The 14882-nt window shown below is 72.5% G+C and carries 17 protein-coding genes and 1 tRNA gene; 15 read left to right on the top strand and 3 right to left on the bottom strand.

The window, feature by feature from the left end:
* Positions 1–45 precede the first annotated feature (45 nt).
* The gene (locus ABZ215_RS11530; protein WP_354949447.1) at positions 46–1686 is read right to left on the bottom strand and encodes a hypothetical protein; all 1641 of its coding nucleotides are present in this window, start codon (positions 1684–1686) and stop codon (positions 46–48) included.
* Positions 1687–1801: 115 nt separating this feature from the next.
* On the opposite strand from ABZ215_RS11530, the gene ABZ215_RS11525 reads away from it, so the two are divergent.
* A tRNA-Thr gene (locus tag ABZ215_RS11525) sits at positions 1802–1875 on the top strand.
* 68 nt (positions 1876–1943) lie between these two features.
* Entirely contained in the window at positions 1944–2729 is a 786-nt protein-coding gene (locus tag ABZ215_RS11520; RefSeq protein ID WP_354949446.1) for a class I SAM-dependent methyltransferase, read from the top strand.
* Here ABZ215_RS11520 and ABZ215_RS11515 read toward each other — a convergent pair.
* Positions 2646–3335 (bottom strand): Pr6Pr family membrane protein, encoded by a 690-nt coding sequence (locus ABZ215_RS11515; protein WP_354949445.1) that lies wholly within the window; start codon positions 3333–3335, stop codon positions 2646–2648. The genes ABZ215_RS11520 and ABZ215_RS11515 overlap by 84 nt on opposite strands.
* A gap of 171 nt (positions 3336–3506) precedes the next feature.
* Here ABZ215_RS11515 and ABZ215_RS11510 point away from each other — a divergent pair, with 171 nt between their 5' ends.
* From ABZ215_RS11510 to glyA, 4 genes are all read left to right on the top strand, one after another.
* The gene (locus tag ABZ215_RS11510; protein ID WP_354949444.1) at positions 3507–3746 is read left to right on the top strand and encodes a hypothetical protein; all 240 of its coding nucleotides are present in this window, start codon (positions 3507–3509) and stop codon (positions 3744–3746) included.
* 106 nt (positions 3747–3852) lie between these two features.
* A complete protein-coding gene (locus ABZ215_RS11505; RefSeq protein WP_020422658.1) occupies positions 3853–4434 on the top strand; it encodes a TetR family transcriptional regulator in 582 nt (193 codons plus the stop codon).
* Between the two features lie 10 nt (positions 4435–4444).
* Positions 4445–4966, top strand: coding sequence for a gamma carbonic anhydrase family protein (locus ABZ215_RS11500; protein ID WP_020422657.1), 522 nt, complete (start codon positions 4445–4447; stop codon positions 4964–4966).
* 113 nt (positions 4967–5079) lie between these two features.
* Positions 5080–6348, top strand: coding sequence for a serine hydroxymethyltransferase (gene glyA / locus ABZ215_RS11495; protein WP_020422656.1), 1269 nt, complete (start codon positions 5080–5082; stop codon positions 6346–6348).
* Positions 6349–6406: 58 nt separating this feature from the next.
* Here glyA and ABZ215_RS11490 read toward each other — a convergent pair whose 3' ends face one another.
* Positions 6407–6925, bottom strand: a complete 519-nt coding sequence (locus tag ABZ215_RS11490; RefSeq protein WP_020422655.1) for an inorganic diphosphatase — start codon at positions 6923–6925, stop codon at positions 6407–6409.
* Between the two features lie 164 nt (positions 6926–7089).
* Between ABZ215_RS11490 and dacB the strand changes: the two genes are divergently transcribed.
* The 9 genes from dacB to ABZ215_RS11445 all read left to right on the top strand — a co-directional run bounded on the left by dacB (position 7090) and on the right by ABZ215_RS11445 (position 14879).
* A complete protein-coding gene (gene dacB / locus ABZ215_RS11485) occupies positions 7090–9093 on the top strand; it encodes a D-alanyl-D-alanine carboxypeptidase/D-alanyl-D-alanine-endopeptidase (protein ID WP_354949443.1) in 2004 nt (667 codons plus the stop codon).
* Between the two features lie 19 nt (positions 9094–9112).
* Positions 9113–10165 (top strand): zinc-dependent metalloprotease, encoded by a 1053-nt coding sequence (locus ABZ215_RS11480; RefSeq protein WP_237339138.1) that lies wholly within the window; start codon positions 9113–9115, stop codon positions 10163–10165.
* Positions 10162–11121 (top strand): tRNA lysidine(34) synthetase TilS, encoded by a 960-nt coding sequence (gene tilS / locus ABZ215_RS11475; protein WP_354949442.1) that lies wholly within the window; start codon positions 10162–10164, stop codon positions 11119–11121. Before ABZ215_RS11480 ends, tilS begins: the two co-directional genes overlap by 4 nt.
* A gap of 3 nt (positions 11122–11124) precedes the next feature.
* Positions 11125–11679, top strand: coding sequence for a hypoxanthine phosphoribosyltransferase (gene hpt, locus ABZ215_RS11470; protein WP_020422651.1), 555 nt, complete (start codon positions 11125–11127; stop codon positions 11677–11679).
* A gap of 136 nt (positions 11680–11815) precedes the next feature.
* Complete coding sequence (locus tag ABZ215_RS11465; RefSeq protein WP_020422650.1) at positions 11816–12184, top strand: hypothetical protein; 369 nt, start codon at positions 11816–11818, stop codon at positions 12182–12184.
* 20 nt (positions 12185–12204) lie between these two features.
* A complete protein-coding gene (locus ABZ215_RS11460) occupies positions 12205–13536 on the top strand; it encodes a hypothetical protein (protein WP_237339137.1) in 1332 nt (443 codons plus the stop codon).
* 37 nt (positions 13537–13573) lie between these two features.
* On the top strand, positions 13574–14374 hold the full coding sequence (locus tag ABZ215_RS11455) for an ESX secretion-associated protein EspG (RefSeq protein WP_354949441.1): 801 nt from the start codon (positions 13574–13576) through the stop codon (positions 14372–14374).
* Entirely contained in the window at positions 14371–14667 is a 297-nt protein-coding gene (locus ABZ215_RS11450; protein WP_354949440.1) for a hypothetical protein, read from the top strand. The genes ABZ215_RS11455 and ABZ215_RS11450 overlap by 4 nt, the downstream gene beginning before the upstream one ends.
* Positions 14664–14879, top strand: coding sequence for a hypothetical protein (locus tag ABZ215_RS11445; protein ID WP_354949439.1), 216 nt, complete (start codon positions 14664–14666; stop codon positions 14877–14879). Before ABZ215_RS11450 ends, ABZ215_RS11445 begins: the two co-directional genes overlap by 4 nt.
* Positions 14880–14882: the final 3 nt, after the last annotated feature.

The following is a 14882-nucleotide window of genomic DNA, read 5'->3' as shown; positions in this document are numbered from 1 at the left end:
AAAAAGGGGCGGCGCCGGTTGCGGCACCGCCCCTTCCTCAGAACGTCAGTCCCGTGGCCGTGGCGACGGCTTCACCGGAACCGCCTTCAGCCGCTTCCGGGCCGGGAACGCCGCCACGAGCACGACCCCGAGCAGCAGCATCGCCGTGCCGGTCCAGAACATGGGCACCGCCGAGTAGGCGCCGGCCGTGTAGGCGAGCTTCTGCGGCGCGGCCGGGGGAGCCGCGTTGCCCGGCGGCGGCGGCGTGCTCGTCGTCCCGCACACCACACCGCCCTCGGGCGCGTACGCCCGCCCGATCTGCTCGCCCAGCGACAGCTGCGCCAGCGACGACGGCAGGGAGTCACTGCCCGCCGGGAGCAGGTCCTTCAGCCCGGCGGTCGGCAGGATCTGCAGGTCCAGCAGCCGTGCGGAGGCGCCCAGCTGGTAGCCCTTGAACGGGTCGGTGAGGTTCTGGCCCTTCTGGGTCAGCTCGGCGATGCTCAGCCGCAGGACGCCGAGGTCGAGCACCTTGCCCGCGGTGTCCGGGACCTGCTGCAGGCCCTTCTGCGCGGTGGCGACCAGTCCACCGACCACCGGCAGGTCCTCCAGCGGGCCGAACTGCTGGGACAGGCCGGACAGCGGCAGCCCGATCGGGATGTCCTTCGTCGGGTTGGTCGCGTCGAGCGTGTAGAGCACCTTGCCCTGCCGCTCGATCGTGATCACCGGCGCGGTGTACTCGACCTTCGAGGTCTTCTCGTCGCCGGTCGAGGTGACCTTGAGCGTCGGCTGGCTGACGACCTTCAGCGTCAGCTCGAGCGGGGTGCCTTTGAGGATCTCGATGTCCGCGGCCTGCAGCGTGGAGACCGACTGCACCGCCTTGTTGGGCGAACCGGGGATGTCGACCAGCTGCACCACCGACCGCGACGACAGCGTGTTCGGCAGGCTGAGCACGGAGTTCGTGCCGTCGGACTTGGTCTGGTCGCCGCCGCTGAGCAGGCCGCCGAGGGTCTGCAGGCCCTGCGCCGGGTCGAAGCCGTCGGCCAGCTGCACGTTCTGCAGGTCGAGGCCGTCGATCGGCAGGTTCGGCAGCGACGGGATGACGTTGAGCAGCGACAGGCTCGCCAGGGAGGTGCTGGCGTCGGCGATGGTGCCGACGCAGGGGCCGAGGGTCGGGCTGTAGCGGGCGTGCACCTTGCCGTTCAGCAGGCCGACGTTGAGCAGCGGGTTCTCCGGCGCGTTGAGGCCGCCGGTGAGCGGTTTCTCGTTGTCCGGCAGCGCGGTCTGCACGAGGCTGCCCGGCGCCTGCGGCGCGTTCCCGCCGATCGCGAGCCCGAGCGGGGAGGACTGGGCGATCGACTTCTCGTAGCTGAGCAGCGCCTCGGAGTTCGCCTGCGCGCTGGACAGGCCCATCCCGGCTTCGAGCGCGGACTGCTTGGGCAGCTGCTCGCCGAAGCCGGGCAGGATCGTGCTGGTCGGGACCGAGTTCGGCAGCAGGCGCAGCACGCCGAGCGCGGCGGCCGCGTCGGCGACCGCGTGGCCGAGCGGCTGCGGACCCTCCTGGCCGACGAACGGCGGCTGCCCCGGGTTGGCCGGCTGCGGGGTCGGGGTGGTGGGGATCGTGCTCTGCGCCACGGCGGGCGTGGCCGACAGGACGAGCACGGCCGCGGCGACCGGCAGCGCCAGCGCGCGAGGCATGCGTCGACGCATGTGGAAGGTCCTCCCAGTACGACCGGGCCGATCTTCGAGTGACCGGCGTCGCACAGCCTAACGACGCGGGGGGTGCTGAAGTGACGCGAACGGGGCCGCTACACTAGTTCGTGTTGCCGCCTTAGCTCAGTCGGCCAGAGCGGCTCACTCGTAATGAGCAGGTCAGGGGTTCGATTCCCCTAGGCGGCTCCGGCAACGGTCGGGGGCTCTCCACTCGGAGGGCCCCCGACGTCGTTTCCGGCCTAGGCTCTCCGGCCATGGCCCGCCGCTCCGAGACGATCAGTCCGACCGCCCACTACACCGGCTTCGTGTGGGTGCGCGGCGGGCTCTCCGACCCCGCCTTCGCGACCGCTGAGGGGCGCGTCCTGCACGGGCTGCTGCGGCCGGTCATGGCAGCCAGCGGCGCGCTGGGCGGACCGACGCTCGACGGCTTCCTGCTGGCCCGGCACCGCCTGATCGACCGGCTGCTCACCGACGCCGTCGAGCGCGACGGGATCACCCAGGTCGTCGAGGTCGCGGCCGGGCTGTCCGCCCGCGGCTGGCGGTTCACCCGGCGCCACCCGGGCCTGACCTACCTCGAAGCGGACCTGCCGGACATGGCCGCGCGCAAACGCCGCACCCTGCGCGGCGCGCCTCCCGCCGGGCCCGGGCACCGCGTGGTCGAACTGGACGTCCTCGACGAGACCGGTCTGGACCGGCTGGTGGCCGGCCTTGACCCGGCCCGCGGACTGGTGATCGTCACCGAGGGGCTGGTCAACTACTTCGACGAGCCTGCGGTGCGGGCGATGTGGGCGCGCTTCGCCAGGGCGCTGGGCCGGTTCGAGCGCGGCCGGTACCTGTCGGACCTGCACCTGGCCACTTCGGACTTCGCGGTGCGGGCGTTCGTCCGGGCGCTGTCGGCGTTCGTGCGCGGACAGGTGCACCTGCACTTCGCCAACGAGGCCGAGGCGGAGGCGGCGCTACTCACGGCCGGATTCGGCCGGGCGGTGCTGCACGTCCCGCCGGAGACGGGGCTCGTCCGGGTCGTCGAGGCCGCGACCTAGCAGCCGGTCGAGCAGCATCGCGCCGAACGCGAGCGCGAGGAACAGCACCGCGATCACCAGGCAGTTCACCGCCACCCGCCCGTACCCGATGGCGGTCACGTCGACGAACGGGTACGGGTAGAAGCCGTCGACCGCGCCGCGGACGAGCGTGAACGCCACCCATGCGAGCGGGTAGACGACCGACCAGCCGATGATCCGCGGGGTCACCGCCGCGCGCGGTCCGAACAGCAGCCACCCGAGCATGCCCAGCAGCGGGGATGCGGTGTGCAACAGGAAGTCGGCCACCCACGCCCAACCGGTGAGGTCCTGAAGATCGGCCAGCGCCAGGTGGAACACGATGCCGGTGACCGCGATCGCGAGCACGCCGTCCAGCCTCAGGGCGCGGAACACTGTGGACGTCCGCAGTGGACGGATCGCCAGCAGCAGACTCGTGAATCCCACGATCAGGTTGGACTGAATCGTGAAGTAGGCGAACACGTTGGCCATCCGCGCGGCCGCCGAGTCGTAGCGGCCGCCCAACACTCCCGAGGTGACGAACAGCTGCGTGACCACGCCGATCAGCACCACCAGCGCGTGCACACCGAACCAGACGCGAGCGATCCTCATACTCGGAAGGTAACCGCTCCGGTACTTCGGGTGACGCTCGACACACCGGCGCCCGCGAATAGTCCCGCCGATCACCGGCAAGCCACCCGGCGAGGCCGAAAACGGCTTCGCGCAAGGAGAAAACGCCTCATCTGCCGCTCGTCGGCAGAGAAAGGACGATCGAGAATGCGCATGATCACTCGCACTGTCGCCGCCGGCGCCATCGCCCTGCCGCTGACGCTCGGGGCCGCCGGGATCGCCTCCGCGGACACCGTCGAGGAGCACGAGGGTGTCGCCTACGAGCAGGTGTCGGCGACGGCGGGCCCGGACGGCGCGTCGTACAGCGCCACCGCCGCGGCCGCCGAGGAAGGCACGTACGCCGACCACGACGATAACGACGACGGCGGTCTGCTGGACATCCTGGACCTCTGATGACGCCCGGTCCGGACGGCCCCCGGGACGAGCACCCGGGGGCCGTTCAGGACACCGGTCCCGAAGGTTAGGCTGGGCGTCCTCGTCGTTCCAGGAGGACACCGCAGTGACCGTCACCCCGCCGGGGCAGCGCGAGCGGCTCTCGCCGAACCAGCTCGCCAAGCAGGAGCAGATCGTCGAAGCCGCCCGGCAGGTGCTGGCCAGGGACGGGCTCGCCGGGTGCACCGCCCGCGCCATCGCCGACGCGAGCCCGCTCACCAAGAGCGCGATCCACTACTACTTCAGCGACACCGACGTGCTCGTCGACCGCGCGATGGCCGCGCACGTCACGACGTTCCTCGACGACCTCCGCGCGGTGGCCGCCCGCCACGACGACCCGAGGGACAAGCTGTGGGCGGTACTGGAGGCCTACCTCGACGCCTTCACCGAGCGCCCCAACTCCGCGTTCCTGTGGTTCGAGTACTGGATCGCCGTCAGCAGGGCCGACCACCCGGAGGCGATCGAGGCGATGCTCCGGTCGGTCACCGAACTGCTCACCGAGCTGCTGGCGGACGTCGGCGTCATCGACCCGCGGGCCCGCGCCCGCGCCCTGATGTCCTACCTGCTCGGCGCGGTCGTGCAGCAGCGCGTCCGGCGGCGCCCGTTCGCCACCCTCCGTGAGGAGATCGAGTCGCTCTGTCTGCCCTAAGGTTCGGGGTATGCCTCTGTTCTCCTTCGAGGGCGTGAGCCCCACCGTGCACCCGGACGCCTGGATCGCGCCCACCGCGACCCTGATCGGCGACGTCGTCATCGAAAAGGACGTCTCCATCTGGTACGGCGCGGTGCTGCGGGCCGACTTCGGCAAGATCATCGTGCGCGAGGGCGCCAACATCCAGGACAACTCGGTGGTCCACGTGAACACCGGCGTGTGCGAGATCGGCCGCAACGTCACCGTCGGCCACATGTGCCTCGTGCACGACTGCACGGTCGGCGAGCAGGCCCTGATCGGCAACGGCTCGACCGTGCTGGACCAGTCGGTGATCGGCGAGCGCGCGCTGATCGCCGCCGGCTCCACGGTCACGCCGGGCACCCAGGTGCCGCCGGAGGTCATCGCGATGGGCAGCCCGGCCAAGAAGTTCGTGCCGCTGACCGACTCCGCGAGAGGCTGGGTCGACCACAACGCGGCCATCTACCAGCAACTGGCCAAGCGGCACGCGGAAGGCGTGGCACCGGTCGACTAAGCTGGGACGCGTCCGTTTCAGCGACTGGCGCCGTAGAGGTGGAGCACCACCGGGAAGCGACCGACGAGGCCGGCACCGCGCGCCTGGGTGTGGCCAGTGTCAGGAGTAGGAAGATGACGCACCAGCCAGCCATCCCCGAGCTCACCGCTGCCGACCCGCAGATCGCCGGACTCGTCGAGGACGAGGCGCGCCGCCAGGCGGAGAAGATCCGCCTCATCGCCTCCGAGAACTACGTCTCCCAGGCGGTGCTGGAGGCCACCGGCTCCGTCCTCACCAACAAGTACTCCGAGGGCTACGCCGGCAAGCGGTACTACGAGGGCCAGCAGTTCATCGACCAGGTCGAGCAGATCGCGATCGAGCGCGCCAAGGCGCTGTTCGGCGTCGACCACGCGAACGTGCAGCCGTACTCGGGCTCGCCCGCGAACCTGGCCGCCTACCTCGCCTTCGCCAGCCCCGGCGACACCGTGATGGGCATGGCGCTGCCCGACGGCGGCCACCTCACCCACGGCTGGTCGGTCTCGGCGACCGGCAAGTGGTTCAACCCGGTCCGCTACGGCGTGCGCAAGGAGACCGGCCGCGTCGACCTCGACCAGGTGCGTGAGCTGGCGCTGGAGCACCGCCCGAAGCTGATCTTCGCCGGCGGCACCGCGATCCCGCGCACCATCGACTTCCCGGCCTTCGCGGAGATCGCGAAGGAGGTCGGCGCCGTGCTGGTGGCCGACATCGCGCACATCGCCGGCCTGGTCGCCGGTGGCGCGCACCCGTCGCCGGTCGGCCACGCGCAGGTGATCACCACCACCACGCACAAGACCCTGCGCGGCCCGCGCGGCGCGATGATCATGACCGACGCCGACCACGCGAAGGCCATCGACAAGGCCGTGTTCCCCGGCCTGCAGGGCGGCCCGCACAACCACACGACGGCCGCCATCGCCGTCGCGCTGGGCGAGGCCGCCAAGCCGGAGTTCCGCGACTACGCCCACGCGATCGTCGCGAACGCCAAGGCGCTGGCCGAGGCCCTGATCGAGCGCGGTTTCGACCTGGTCTCCGGCGGCACCGACAACCACCTGCTGCTGGTCGACCTGACGAGCAAGCAGATCGGCGGCAAGCCGGCCGCGCAGGCGCTGGACCGCGCCGGCATCGAGCTGAACTACAACACGGTGCCGTTCGACCCGCGCAAGCCGTTCGACCCGTCCGGCATCCGGCTGGGCACCGCGGCCATCACCACCCGCGGTCTCACGCCGGAGCACCAGCCGCAGATCGCCGAGTGGATCGACCGCTCGATCGCCGCGGCGGCCGCGAACGACGAGGACGCGATCAACAAGATCGCCGGCGAGGTGCGCGACCTGCTCGCCGCCTACCCGATCCCCGGCTACCGGGCCTGATCGAAACGAGAAACGCCCCTTCCCCGCGCGGGGAAGGGGCGTTTCTCGTTGGGCGCACTCAGTGGTGCTCGCCGCCCTCGGCGGCCTCCTTCGCGAGCCGGTCGATCTCACGCTGGTAGGAGCGCTTGATCTCGGCCTCCGCCTCGGACCGGCCCACCCACTGCGAGCCCTCGACGCTCTTGGCCGGCTCCAGGTCCTTGTACACCTGGAAGAAGTGCTCGATCTCCAGCTTGTGGAACTCGTTCAGGTGGTGGATGTCGCGCAGGTGCTCCAGCCGCGGGTCGTCGGACGGCACCGCGAGGACCTTGTCGTCCGGCCCCTTCTCGTCCGTCATCCGGAACATGCCGATCGCGCGGCAGCGGATCAGGCAGCCCGGGAACGTCGGCTCCTGGACGAGCACCAGCACGTCGAGCGGGTCGCCGTCCTGCCCAAGGGTGTCGTCGATGAAGCCGTAGTCGGCCGGGTACTGGGTGGCCGTGAACAGGGTCCGGTCCAGGCGGATGCGACCGGTCTTGTGGTCCACCTCGTACTTGTTGCGCTCCCCCTTGGGGATTTCGATCGTGGCGTCGAACTCCACGGCGTCCTCGCTGACCTCGTCTTTTCCCGCCGGTACCGGCGGCTTACGGTTTCGCTAACTTGTTCTCACTAGTGTGGACCACGCGCCGTTGGGAAGTCGCACTGATGTCGTCTTGACAACAGTGAGTTTGCCCGCGGTGTGTCGCCGGTCTGGAGGAGGGGTGCGTGCCGAGCAACGAACAGCCCGAGTGGCCGTCAGAAGACACCGACGCCGGCAGCGGGGAGAGTTCCGCTGACGGCGGCGCCACGGCCCAGCTGCCGGTGCCCGGCAAGGTTTCCCTGCCCGAATCGCCGACGTTGTTCGTGCCTGCCGAGCGGGACGCGGAGAAGACCCAGTTCATCCCGGCGGCCAAGCCGGACGCGGAAAGCACGCAGGTCATCGACCTGCGGCAGGTGCCGGAGCAGGAGACCGAGCCGCATCGGGTCCCGCGGCCGCAGCCGCCGCAGTCGGCCGAGTCGGCGCAGCCGCGACCGCAGTCCGCGCAGCCGGAGCACCGGCCACAGCAGCCCGTCCAGCAGCAGCCGCCGCAGCAGTCCGCCGAATCGGCACCGCCGCGGCCGCAGTCCGCCCAGCCGCCGCAGCAGTCGGCTCAGCAGCAGTCCGCCGCCGAGCCGTCGCAGCCGCGGCCGCAGCCCGCGCCGAACCACGAGCCGTCGCAGCCGGTGCCGCCCGCGGCCGTTCCGCCGGTGCAGCCGATGCGCATCGAGCCCAGCGGCGAAATCCACCCCGCGGAGGCGACCACCGGCGAGGAGAAGCCGCCCGCCGAACCCGAGGCGAAGCCGAAGCGCCGCCGCAAGGGCGTGCTGATCGGCAGCATCGTGGCGCTGGTGCTGGTCGTCGCGGTGGGCGCCGCGCTCGCCACGCCGTACGTCTCCAACCGCCTCGGCCTGCCGTGGGCGCCGAACCTGCCGAAGGGCGACAGCCCGCAGCCGGTGCCGGTGGCCCTCTCGCTCAAGGCACCCAGCGCGTCGGCGCCGGAACCGACGTCGTCCGGGGTGTCCGCGGCGCTGGCCGGCCCGGCCGCGAACGCCGCGCTGGGCACGCTCACCGGCGCCGTGATCGACCCGGCGACCGGCGAGCTGCTGTGGGACCGCAACTCCGGCCAGTTCCGCACCCCGGCGTCCACCACCAAGCTGCTGACCACCTCCGCCGCGCTGCTCGCGATGGACCCGGGCACGCAGCTGAGCACCAAGGTCGTGCAGGGCTCGTCGCCGGACACCGCCGTGATCGTCGCGGGCGGGGACATCACGCTGTCCTCGCTGCCCGCCGGGCAGCAGTCGGTGTACGCCGGCGCCGCCCACCTCGACGACCTCGTCGCGCAGGTCAAGCAGGCCAGCGGCGGCGCGATCAAGAAGGTCCAGATCGACACCTCGATCTGGTCCGGCGCGCAGACCGCGCCGGGCTGGGCGCCCGACGACGCCCCGATCTACACCGCCGCGATGACGCCGGTGATGCTCGACGGCGGCCTCACCGACCCGACGAACGACCACTCGATGCGAGTCGCCCAGCCGGCGAACACCGTGTTGCAGACGTTCGCGCAGCGCCTCGGCGCCACCGCGTCCGGCCAGGCGACGGCGCCGCAGGACGCGAAGGTGCTCGGCGAGGTGAAGTCCGCCCCCCTGAGCGAGCTGATCGCGCACGCGCTGGAGGCCTCGGACAACACCCTCGCGGACGCGATCGGCCGGATGACGGCCATCGCGACCGGCGCCGACGCGTCGTTCGCCGGCGCCGCGCAGGCGACCCTGTCCGTGCTGTCCCAGAACGGGTTCGACGTCTCCCAGGTCAAGCTGAGCGACAACAGCGGGCTGTCCCCGCAGAACAGCGTCCCGGCGAAGCTGCTCGCGCAGGTGCTGGCCGTCGCCGCGGGACCGGACGGCAAGGACCCGCGCACCGCGAAACTGCGCCCGATGCTGGCCGGGCTGCCGGTGGCCGGCGGCAGCGGCACCCTCGCCGACCGCTACGACGCCCCGAACTCCCGGTCCGGCAAGGGGTGGGTCCGCGCCAAGACGGGCACTCTGTCCGGCGTCCACACGTTGGCAGGGGTAGTGCTGGACGAGGACGGCCGGGTCCTGGTGTTCGCGTTGATGTCCGACGGCGCCGACCAGGACCCCGCGCGGGCGGCACTGGACGTCGTCGCGGCCTCGCTGAGGGGCTGTGGTTGCCGATAGCTTCGGGAAGGTGAACACGATGAGCGAGGTTGCGTCCCGGCCGGTCGTGGACTGGTCACTGGCCGCTTCCACGGGCGCCTTCCTCGCCCGTGGCGGGCCGGTGGTCTCCCGCGAGGAGGCCGGCCTGGCCGTGACCGAGCTGCGGGAGCTGTCGCTCGACGCCGAGGCACACGTCCGCGAGCTGACCGGGCTGGGCGCCGGGCTGCCGCTGCTCCCCGGTGACGTGGTGGACCGGCCCGGCTGGGTGCGCTCGGCCGCCGCCGGGCTCGACGCGCTCACCGCGAAGGCGCTACCGCCGAACCCGGCGGGGCCGCTGGGGCCGGTCCTGGCCGGTGGCGCCGGCGTGCAGACCGGCGTGGTGCTGGCCTTCCTGGCCTCCCGCGTGCTGGGCCAGTACGACCCGTTCGGCGGCCCGGACGGCGGCGGGCGGCTGCTGCTGGTGGCGCCGAACGTGGTCACCGCGCAGCAGGCGCTGCAGGTGCCCGGCCGCGACTTCCGGCTGTGGGTGTGCCTGCACGAGAGCACGCACCGGCTGCAGTTCACCGCCGTCGGCTGGCTGCGCGACTACTTCGCCGACGAGGTCGAACGCCTGGTCGGCGGCCTCACCGGCGACGACGACGGGATGACCGACCTGCTCGGCAGACTGCCGGACGCGCTGCGCGAGGCCCGGCGCGCCAAGGCGGACGGGCTGGTCGCGATCGGGCAGCTGTTGCGCTCGCCCGAGCAGCGCGAGGTGTTCGACCGGCTGCTGGCGCTGTCCACGCTCCTGGAAGGGCACGCGGACTACGTGATGGACGCGGTGGGGCCGAGCGTGGTCCCCAGCGTCGAGACGATCCGCGCGCGGTTCACCGAGCGGCGCAAGGGCGGCGGCCTGCTGGACCGGCTGCTGCGGGCGCTGCTCGGGGTGGACGCCAAGATCCGCCAGTACGCGCAGGGCGCGGCCTTCACCCGGCACGTCGTCGACCGGGTCGGGATGGCCGGGTTCAACGCCGTCTGGACCTCGCCCAACACGCTGCCGACCCGGGCCGAGATCGCCGATCCCGAGGCTTGGGTGCGGCGCGTCCACCCGTGACCGGGCCGCACCCCGCGGTCGCCGCGGTGCGCCGCGCGGTGCGGAACCTGCTGGCGGAGTGCCCCGGCGTGCCCGCGATCGACGTGGCGTTGTCCGGTGGGGCCGACTCGCTGGCGCTCACCGAGGCCGCCGTGTTCACCGGGCGGCGGCTCGGGCTGCCGGTGCGGGCGCTGGTCGTGGACCACGGGCTGCAGGCGGGCTCCGCGCGCGTGGCCGAAGAGGCGGCCGGGACGGCGCGCAAGCTCGGCGTGGACTCCGCCGAAGTCCTGACGGTCGAGGTGACCGGCCCGGGTGGCCCTGAGGCGGCCGCCCGGAACGCCCGTTATGCCGCGCTCCGCGCGCACCACCGCGGCATCGTCCTCCTCGGCCACACCCGCGACGACCAGGCCGAGACCGTCCTGCTCGGACTCGGCCGCGGCTCCGGTCCGCGCTCGATCGCCGGCATGCGTGCTGTGGATCTCCCGTGGGGTAGGCCACTCCTCGACGTGCCTCGCGCGACCACCCGGGACGCCTGCCGCGCGCTCGGCCTGACCCCGTGGGAGGACCCGCACAACAGCGATCCGCGCTACACCAGGGTGCGCCTGCGCGCGGAAGTGCTGCCGCTGCTGGAAGACGTCCTCAACGGCGGGGTCGCGGCGGCACTCGCCCGCACGGCCGTCCAGCTCAGGGAGGATTCCGAGGCGCTCGACGCGCTCGCAGCGGACTTCCTGGCGCGGCACGGGAAACCGGACATCGGGGAGCTCGCGCCGCTGCCCGCATCCCTCCGCAGGAGGATCCTGCGGAACTGGCTCACCGCGCACGGCGCGCGCGACCTCACCGACGCCCACCTGCGGTCCGTCGACGCGCTGGTCGCGCGGTGGCGCGGCCAGGGCGGCGTTTGGCTACCCGGCGGCTTGGTGGTGACCCGGACGCATGGCAGGCTTGCCATGAATCCACCGGAAACAAGAGGGGACTGACCCGTGTACGAAGGCGAGATCGCCTCCGTCCTCATCACCGAGCAGCAGATCAACGACAAGATCACCGAGCTCGCCAAGCAGATCGCCGCGGACTACGAGCGCGAGACCTCTGCCGGCGACCTGCTGCTGGTGGGCGTGCTCAAGGGCGCCGTCATGTTCATGACCGACTTCGCCCGCGTGCTGCCGATGCCGGCGCAGCTGGAGTTCATGGCCGTCTCCTCGTACGGTTCGTCCACGTCGTCCTCCGGCGTGGTGCGGATCCTCAAGGACCTCGACCGGGACATCACGGGGCGGCACGTGCTGATCGTCGAGGACATCGTCGACTCCGGACTGACCCTGTCCTGGCTGCTGAAGAACCTGGCGAGCCGCAACCCGGCGTCGCTGGAGGTCGTCACGCTGCTGCGCAAGCCGGAGGCGGTCAAGGTGGACGTGCCGGTGCGGTACGTCGGCTTCGACATCCCCAACGAGTTCGTGGTCGGGTACGGCCTCGACTACGCGGAGCGCTACCGGGACCTGCCCTACATCGGCACCCTTGATCCGAAGGTGTACGGCGCCTGAACACGGTGCGTGAGCACCGGAAATTCGTGAACCCGAACGTGCCGGAACGCGTCATAAGTGTCGGTGCGGTGCGTTAACCTACGCGAACGAGGGTGACGCGCCGCGATGCGGTACGGACGTGGGGTAGGGAGAACTGATGGGGAGCTACGCGGACGCCGCGGCGTTCCGGAACGCCGCCGTGAACGGGCAGCTGGGGGTCGACCCGGACGCCGCGCAGGCGGTTCTGAAGAAGATCCGCCTCGGCAAGGACCAGGTGGAGAACCTGCTGCGCAACGCCGGAGCCCTTGCTGAGCCGCCCAAGCTCGGCAACAACCCGGTCGGCAACGCCATCGCCGCGAAGTTCGTGCAGCGCGCCGACGGGGGCGGTGAGTCGTACGCGACCGCGCTGCGCAACCTCTACAACCAGTACCAGCAGGCCGAGGACGCCATCGTCGCGGCGATGAGCCACTACGACAAGATCGAGCAGGCCGCCGAAGACGCGCTGGCGTCCGGTCGCCAGGTCTGAAGGCGGGGGGACCGATCACGATGACTTCTCCGAGCAACGAGCCCAGAGGCGAGGCCGTCCAGCTGGGCGACAACGGCGAGTCCGCCGCGCTGGTGCAGCAGGCGCGCAACAGTGCGGGCGGGTTCACCTACGGCGGCGACCGCGCCATCGCGAGCCCGCCGAACTGGGCCTCGCAGGAGAGCAACCAGCTCTACCTCGGCGCCACCCAGAACAACGACCCGGCCACGGCCGAGGCCACCGGGCGGCAGTGGCAGTCCCACGGCGACAGCCTGCACCAGGCGGCCGACGACCTGTACAACGCGATCGCCGAACTGGGCAACGCGTGGATCGGGCAGGGCTCCGGTTCCGCGCAGGGCGCGCTGGTCGGCATCGCGAACTCCAGCAAGCAGGCCGGCGACGCGGCGCACACCATGTCGAACCGGATGGCGCAGCAGGCCGCGGCGGCGGCCGAGGTCAAGAAGATGCCCGCGCCGAAGGAGTTCGACCCGGCCAAGCAGACCGCGGCGATGCTCGCCGGCGGCCCGGCTGCGATGGTCGCCGACATGAAGGTGCAGGCCGACGAGGCTCGCGCCGTGCACGCCCAGCAGGTCCAGTACTTCAACGCCTACACCCAGGCGATGTCCGAGGTGGACAGCGCGACCCCGAGCTTCGGCCCGGAGTCGCTCGGCCTGCCCGCGGACGGCCGCTTCGGCGGCACCTCGGCGCAGTCCGTCGGGGCCGGCTCCGGCGCGGTGCCCGGTGGCCTCGGGTCGGTCGGGCTCGGCCCGGTCGGCGGCGTCACCACCGGGATCCCCGGCGGCGGCGCGGCGGGCTTCGCCGCCGGTGGCCAGCCCGGTGGCGCCCCCGGTCCGCACGGTGTCCCGGCGGCTCCCGCTCCGGCGGCAGGCGCGGCTTCCGGCGCGGGTCAGGTGACCGCGGCGCCGACGTCGTCCGGCGGTGGCGGTGCGGCGGCGCTGGGCGCGGTGGCGGGTCTCGGCACGGCGGGTCTCGCCGCGGTGGGTGGCAAGGCCGCTCTCGGCCGCGGCAGCAAGTCCGGCGCCAAGGAGCGCCCGGCGGCCGACGAGACGGCGGCCAGCTCGGACCAGTCGCAGCAGGCCCACGGCGCCGCGCAGCAGCAGCAGCAGGCCCAGCAGAGCCTCATGAACACCGGTGGGACCATCGGTGGGGCAGGCACCCCGCCGCCGGCGTCCGGCATGGGCGGCGGCATGGGTGCCGGCGCGCAGGGCTCGGAGGACGAGGAGCACACCCGTGCCTCCTTCCTCGTCGAGGCCGATCCCGACGAGGCGTTCGGCGCCAACGTGGCAACGGCGCCGCCGGTCATCGGGGCCTGGAACGACGAGGACGACCGCTGATCCGGCGCAACCGCGCGAACCGGGAAAGAGGGACTTGATGGCGCGAGCGGAGCTGCTCACTCCGCTGGAACTGGACTTCCTGTGGGAGTCCTTCGGAGCAGGCGAACTGCCGTACCCGCTGGAGGTGCGCTCGCACGGCGCGACGATGGACGAGCGTGCCGAGCTGCGGCGGCAGACCCTGGACCGGCTCGCCGCGCGTGGCGCGGCCGACGGCCGGGGCCGCCCCGCGCCGCACGTCGAGGAGTTCTTCGAGGTGCTGGCCGGGTCGGAGACCAGCCTGGACAGCGTGCACATCACCGGGCCGGACGCGCGTCCGCTGCTCGCTGTGGCGGCGGCGCTGTCCGGGCGCGGTGTGCTCGCGGTGCACGACGAGCGGGGCTTCCACTTCCAGCCGATGCCGGCGGACGGCCTCGCGAGCGCCATCGTGTCCCTGCTGCCCGCCGCCCGGCGGGGCAGCGAGAAGTCGATCACCGTGCCGCTCGAGCAGCTGATGACGGCCACCGGGGCCGACTTCCTGCAGCGCCGCACCGCGGCCGGCGGGCGGACCAGCGCGGACGACGACCGCAAGGCGCTGGCCCGGCTGCAGGCCCAGCCGCGGCTGCGCGGCGGGCAGATCGGCGCCAACGCCCGCAGCCGCAGCGGCGCGAAGACCAGGCCGCCGGTGCTGAGCTGGTTCGACACCGACGACGGCCGCTACTTCACGCAGGCCAGCCGCGGTCACGACGGGCGCGACTGGATCACCATCGCCCCCGCCGACGCGGCGAACCTGCGGCACCGGCTCGGCGAGATGCTGGTCAGCGCCGCCGGCGAGACCCTGGCGCCGGGTGGTGCCTGGTGATCGGTGTTGTGCAGGCCGATGGGCGGCCCACCGCCACCCCGGCGGCTGCGTCGCGCCTGAGGCAGCGGCCCGCCGCCCTCGCGGTTGCGCCGCGCCTGCGGCAGCGGCCCACCGCCGCCCTGGCGACTGCGGCGAACCTGAGGCAACGGCCCACCGTCGCCCTCGCGGCTGCGGCAAGGTCGCGACTCTGGCTCGCCGCCGCCCCCGCTGACGCGGCGAACCTGCGGCACCGGCTTGGCGAGATGCTGGTCAGCGCCGCCGGCGAGACCCTGGCGCCGGGTGGTGCCTGGTGACCGGTGTTGTGCAGGTCGGTGGGCGGCGCACCGCCGCCCTGGCGGTTGCGTCGCGCCTGAGGCAGCGGCCCACCGCCGCCCTGGCGGCTGCGGCAAGGTCGCGACTCTGGGTCGCCGCCGCCGCCGCTGACGCGGCGAACCTGCGGCGCCGGCTCGGCGAGATGCTGGTCAGCGCCGCCGGCGAGACCCTGGCGCCGGGTGGTGCCTGGTGAACC

The sequence above is a fragment of the Amycolatopsis sp. NPDC006131 genome, from assembly GCF_040614175.1.
Taxonomy (GTDB): Bacteria; Actinomycetota; Actinomycetes; order Mycobacteriales; family Pseudonocardiaceae; genus Amycolatopsis_E; species Amycolatopsis_E tucumanensis.
Note: the sequence above shows the minus strand (reverse complement) of the source record. Positions and strands in the feature narration are given on the sequence as shown.

What these genes read in the sequence shown, in the direction of transcription:
- ABZ215_RS11530 (WP_354949447.1), bottom strand. Translation starts at nt 1,686, where the DNA reads ATGCGTCGACGCATGCCTCGCGCGCTGGCGCTGCCGGTCGCCGCGGCC.
- ABZ215_RS11520 (WP_354949446.1), top strand. Translation starts at nt 1,944, where the DNA reads ATGGCCCGCCGCTCCGAGACGATCAGTCCGACCGCCCACTACACCGGC.
- ABZ215_RS11515 (WP_354949445.1), bottom strand. Translation starts at nt 3,335, where the DNA reads ATGAGGATCGCTCGCGTCTGGTTCGGTGTGCACGCGCTGGTGGTGCTG.
- ABZ215_RS11510 (WP_354949444.1), top strand. Translation starts at nt 3,507, where the DNA reads ATGATCACTCGCACTGTCGCCGCCGGCGCCATCGCCCTGCCGCTGACG.
- ABZ215_RS11500 (WP_020422657.1), top strand. Translation starts at nt 4,445, where the DNA reads ATGCCTCTGTTCTCCTTCGAGGGCGTGAGCCCCACCGTGCACCCGGAC.
- glyA (WP_020422656.1), top strand. Translation starts at nt 5,080, where the DNA reads ATGACGCACCAGCCAGCCATCCCCGAGCTCACCGCTGCCGACCCGCAG.
- ABZ215_RS11480 (WP_237339138.1), top strand. Translation starts at nt 9,113, where the DNA reads ATGAGCGAGGTTGCGTCCCGGCCGGTCGTGGACTGGTCACTGGCCGCT.
- ABZ215_RS11465 (WP_020422650.1), top strand. Translation starts at nt 11,816, where the DNA reads ATGGGGAGCTACGCGGACGCCGCGGCGTTCCGGAACGCCGCCGTGAAC.
- ABZ215_RS11460 (WP_237339137.1), top strand. Translation starts at nt 12,205, where the DNA reads ATGACTTCTCCGAGCAACGAGCCCAGAGGCGAGGCCGTCCAGCTGGGC.
- ABZ215_RS11455 (WP_354949441.1), top strand. Translation starts at nt 13,574, where the DNA reads ATGGCGCGAGCGGAGCTGCTCACTCCGCTGGAACTGGACTTCCTGTGG.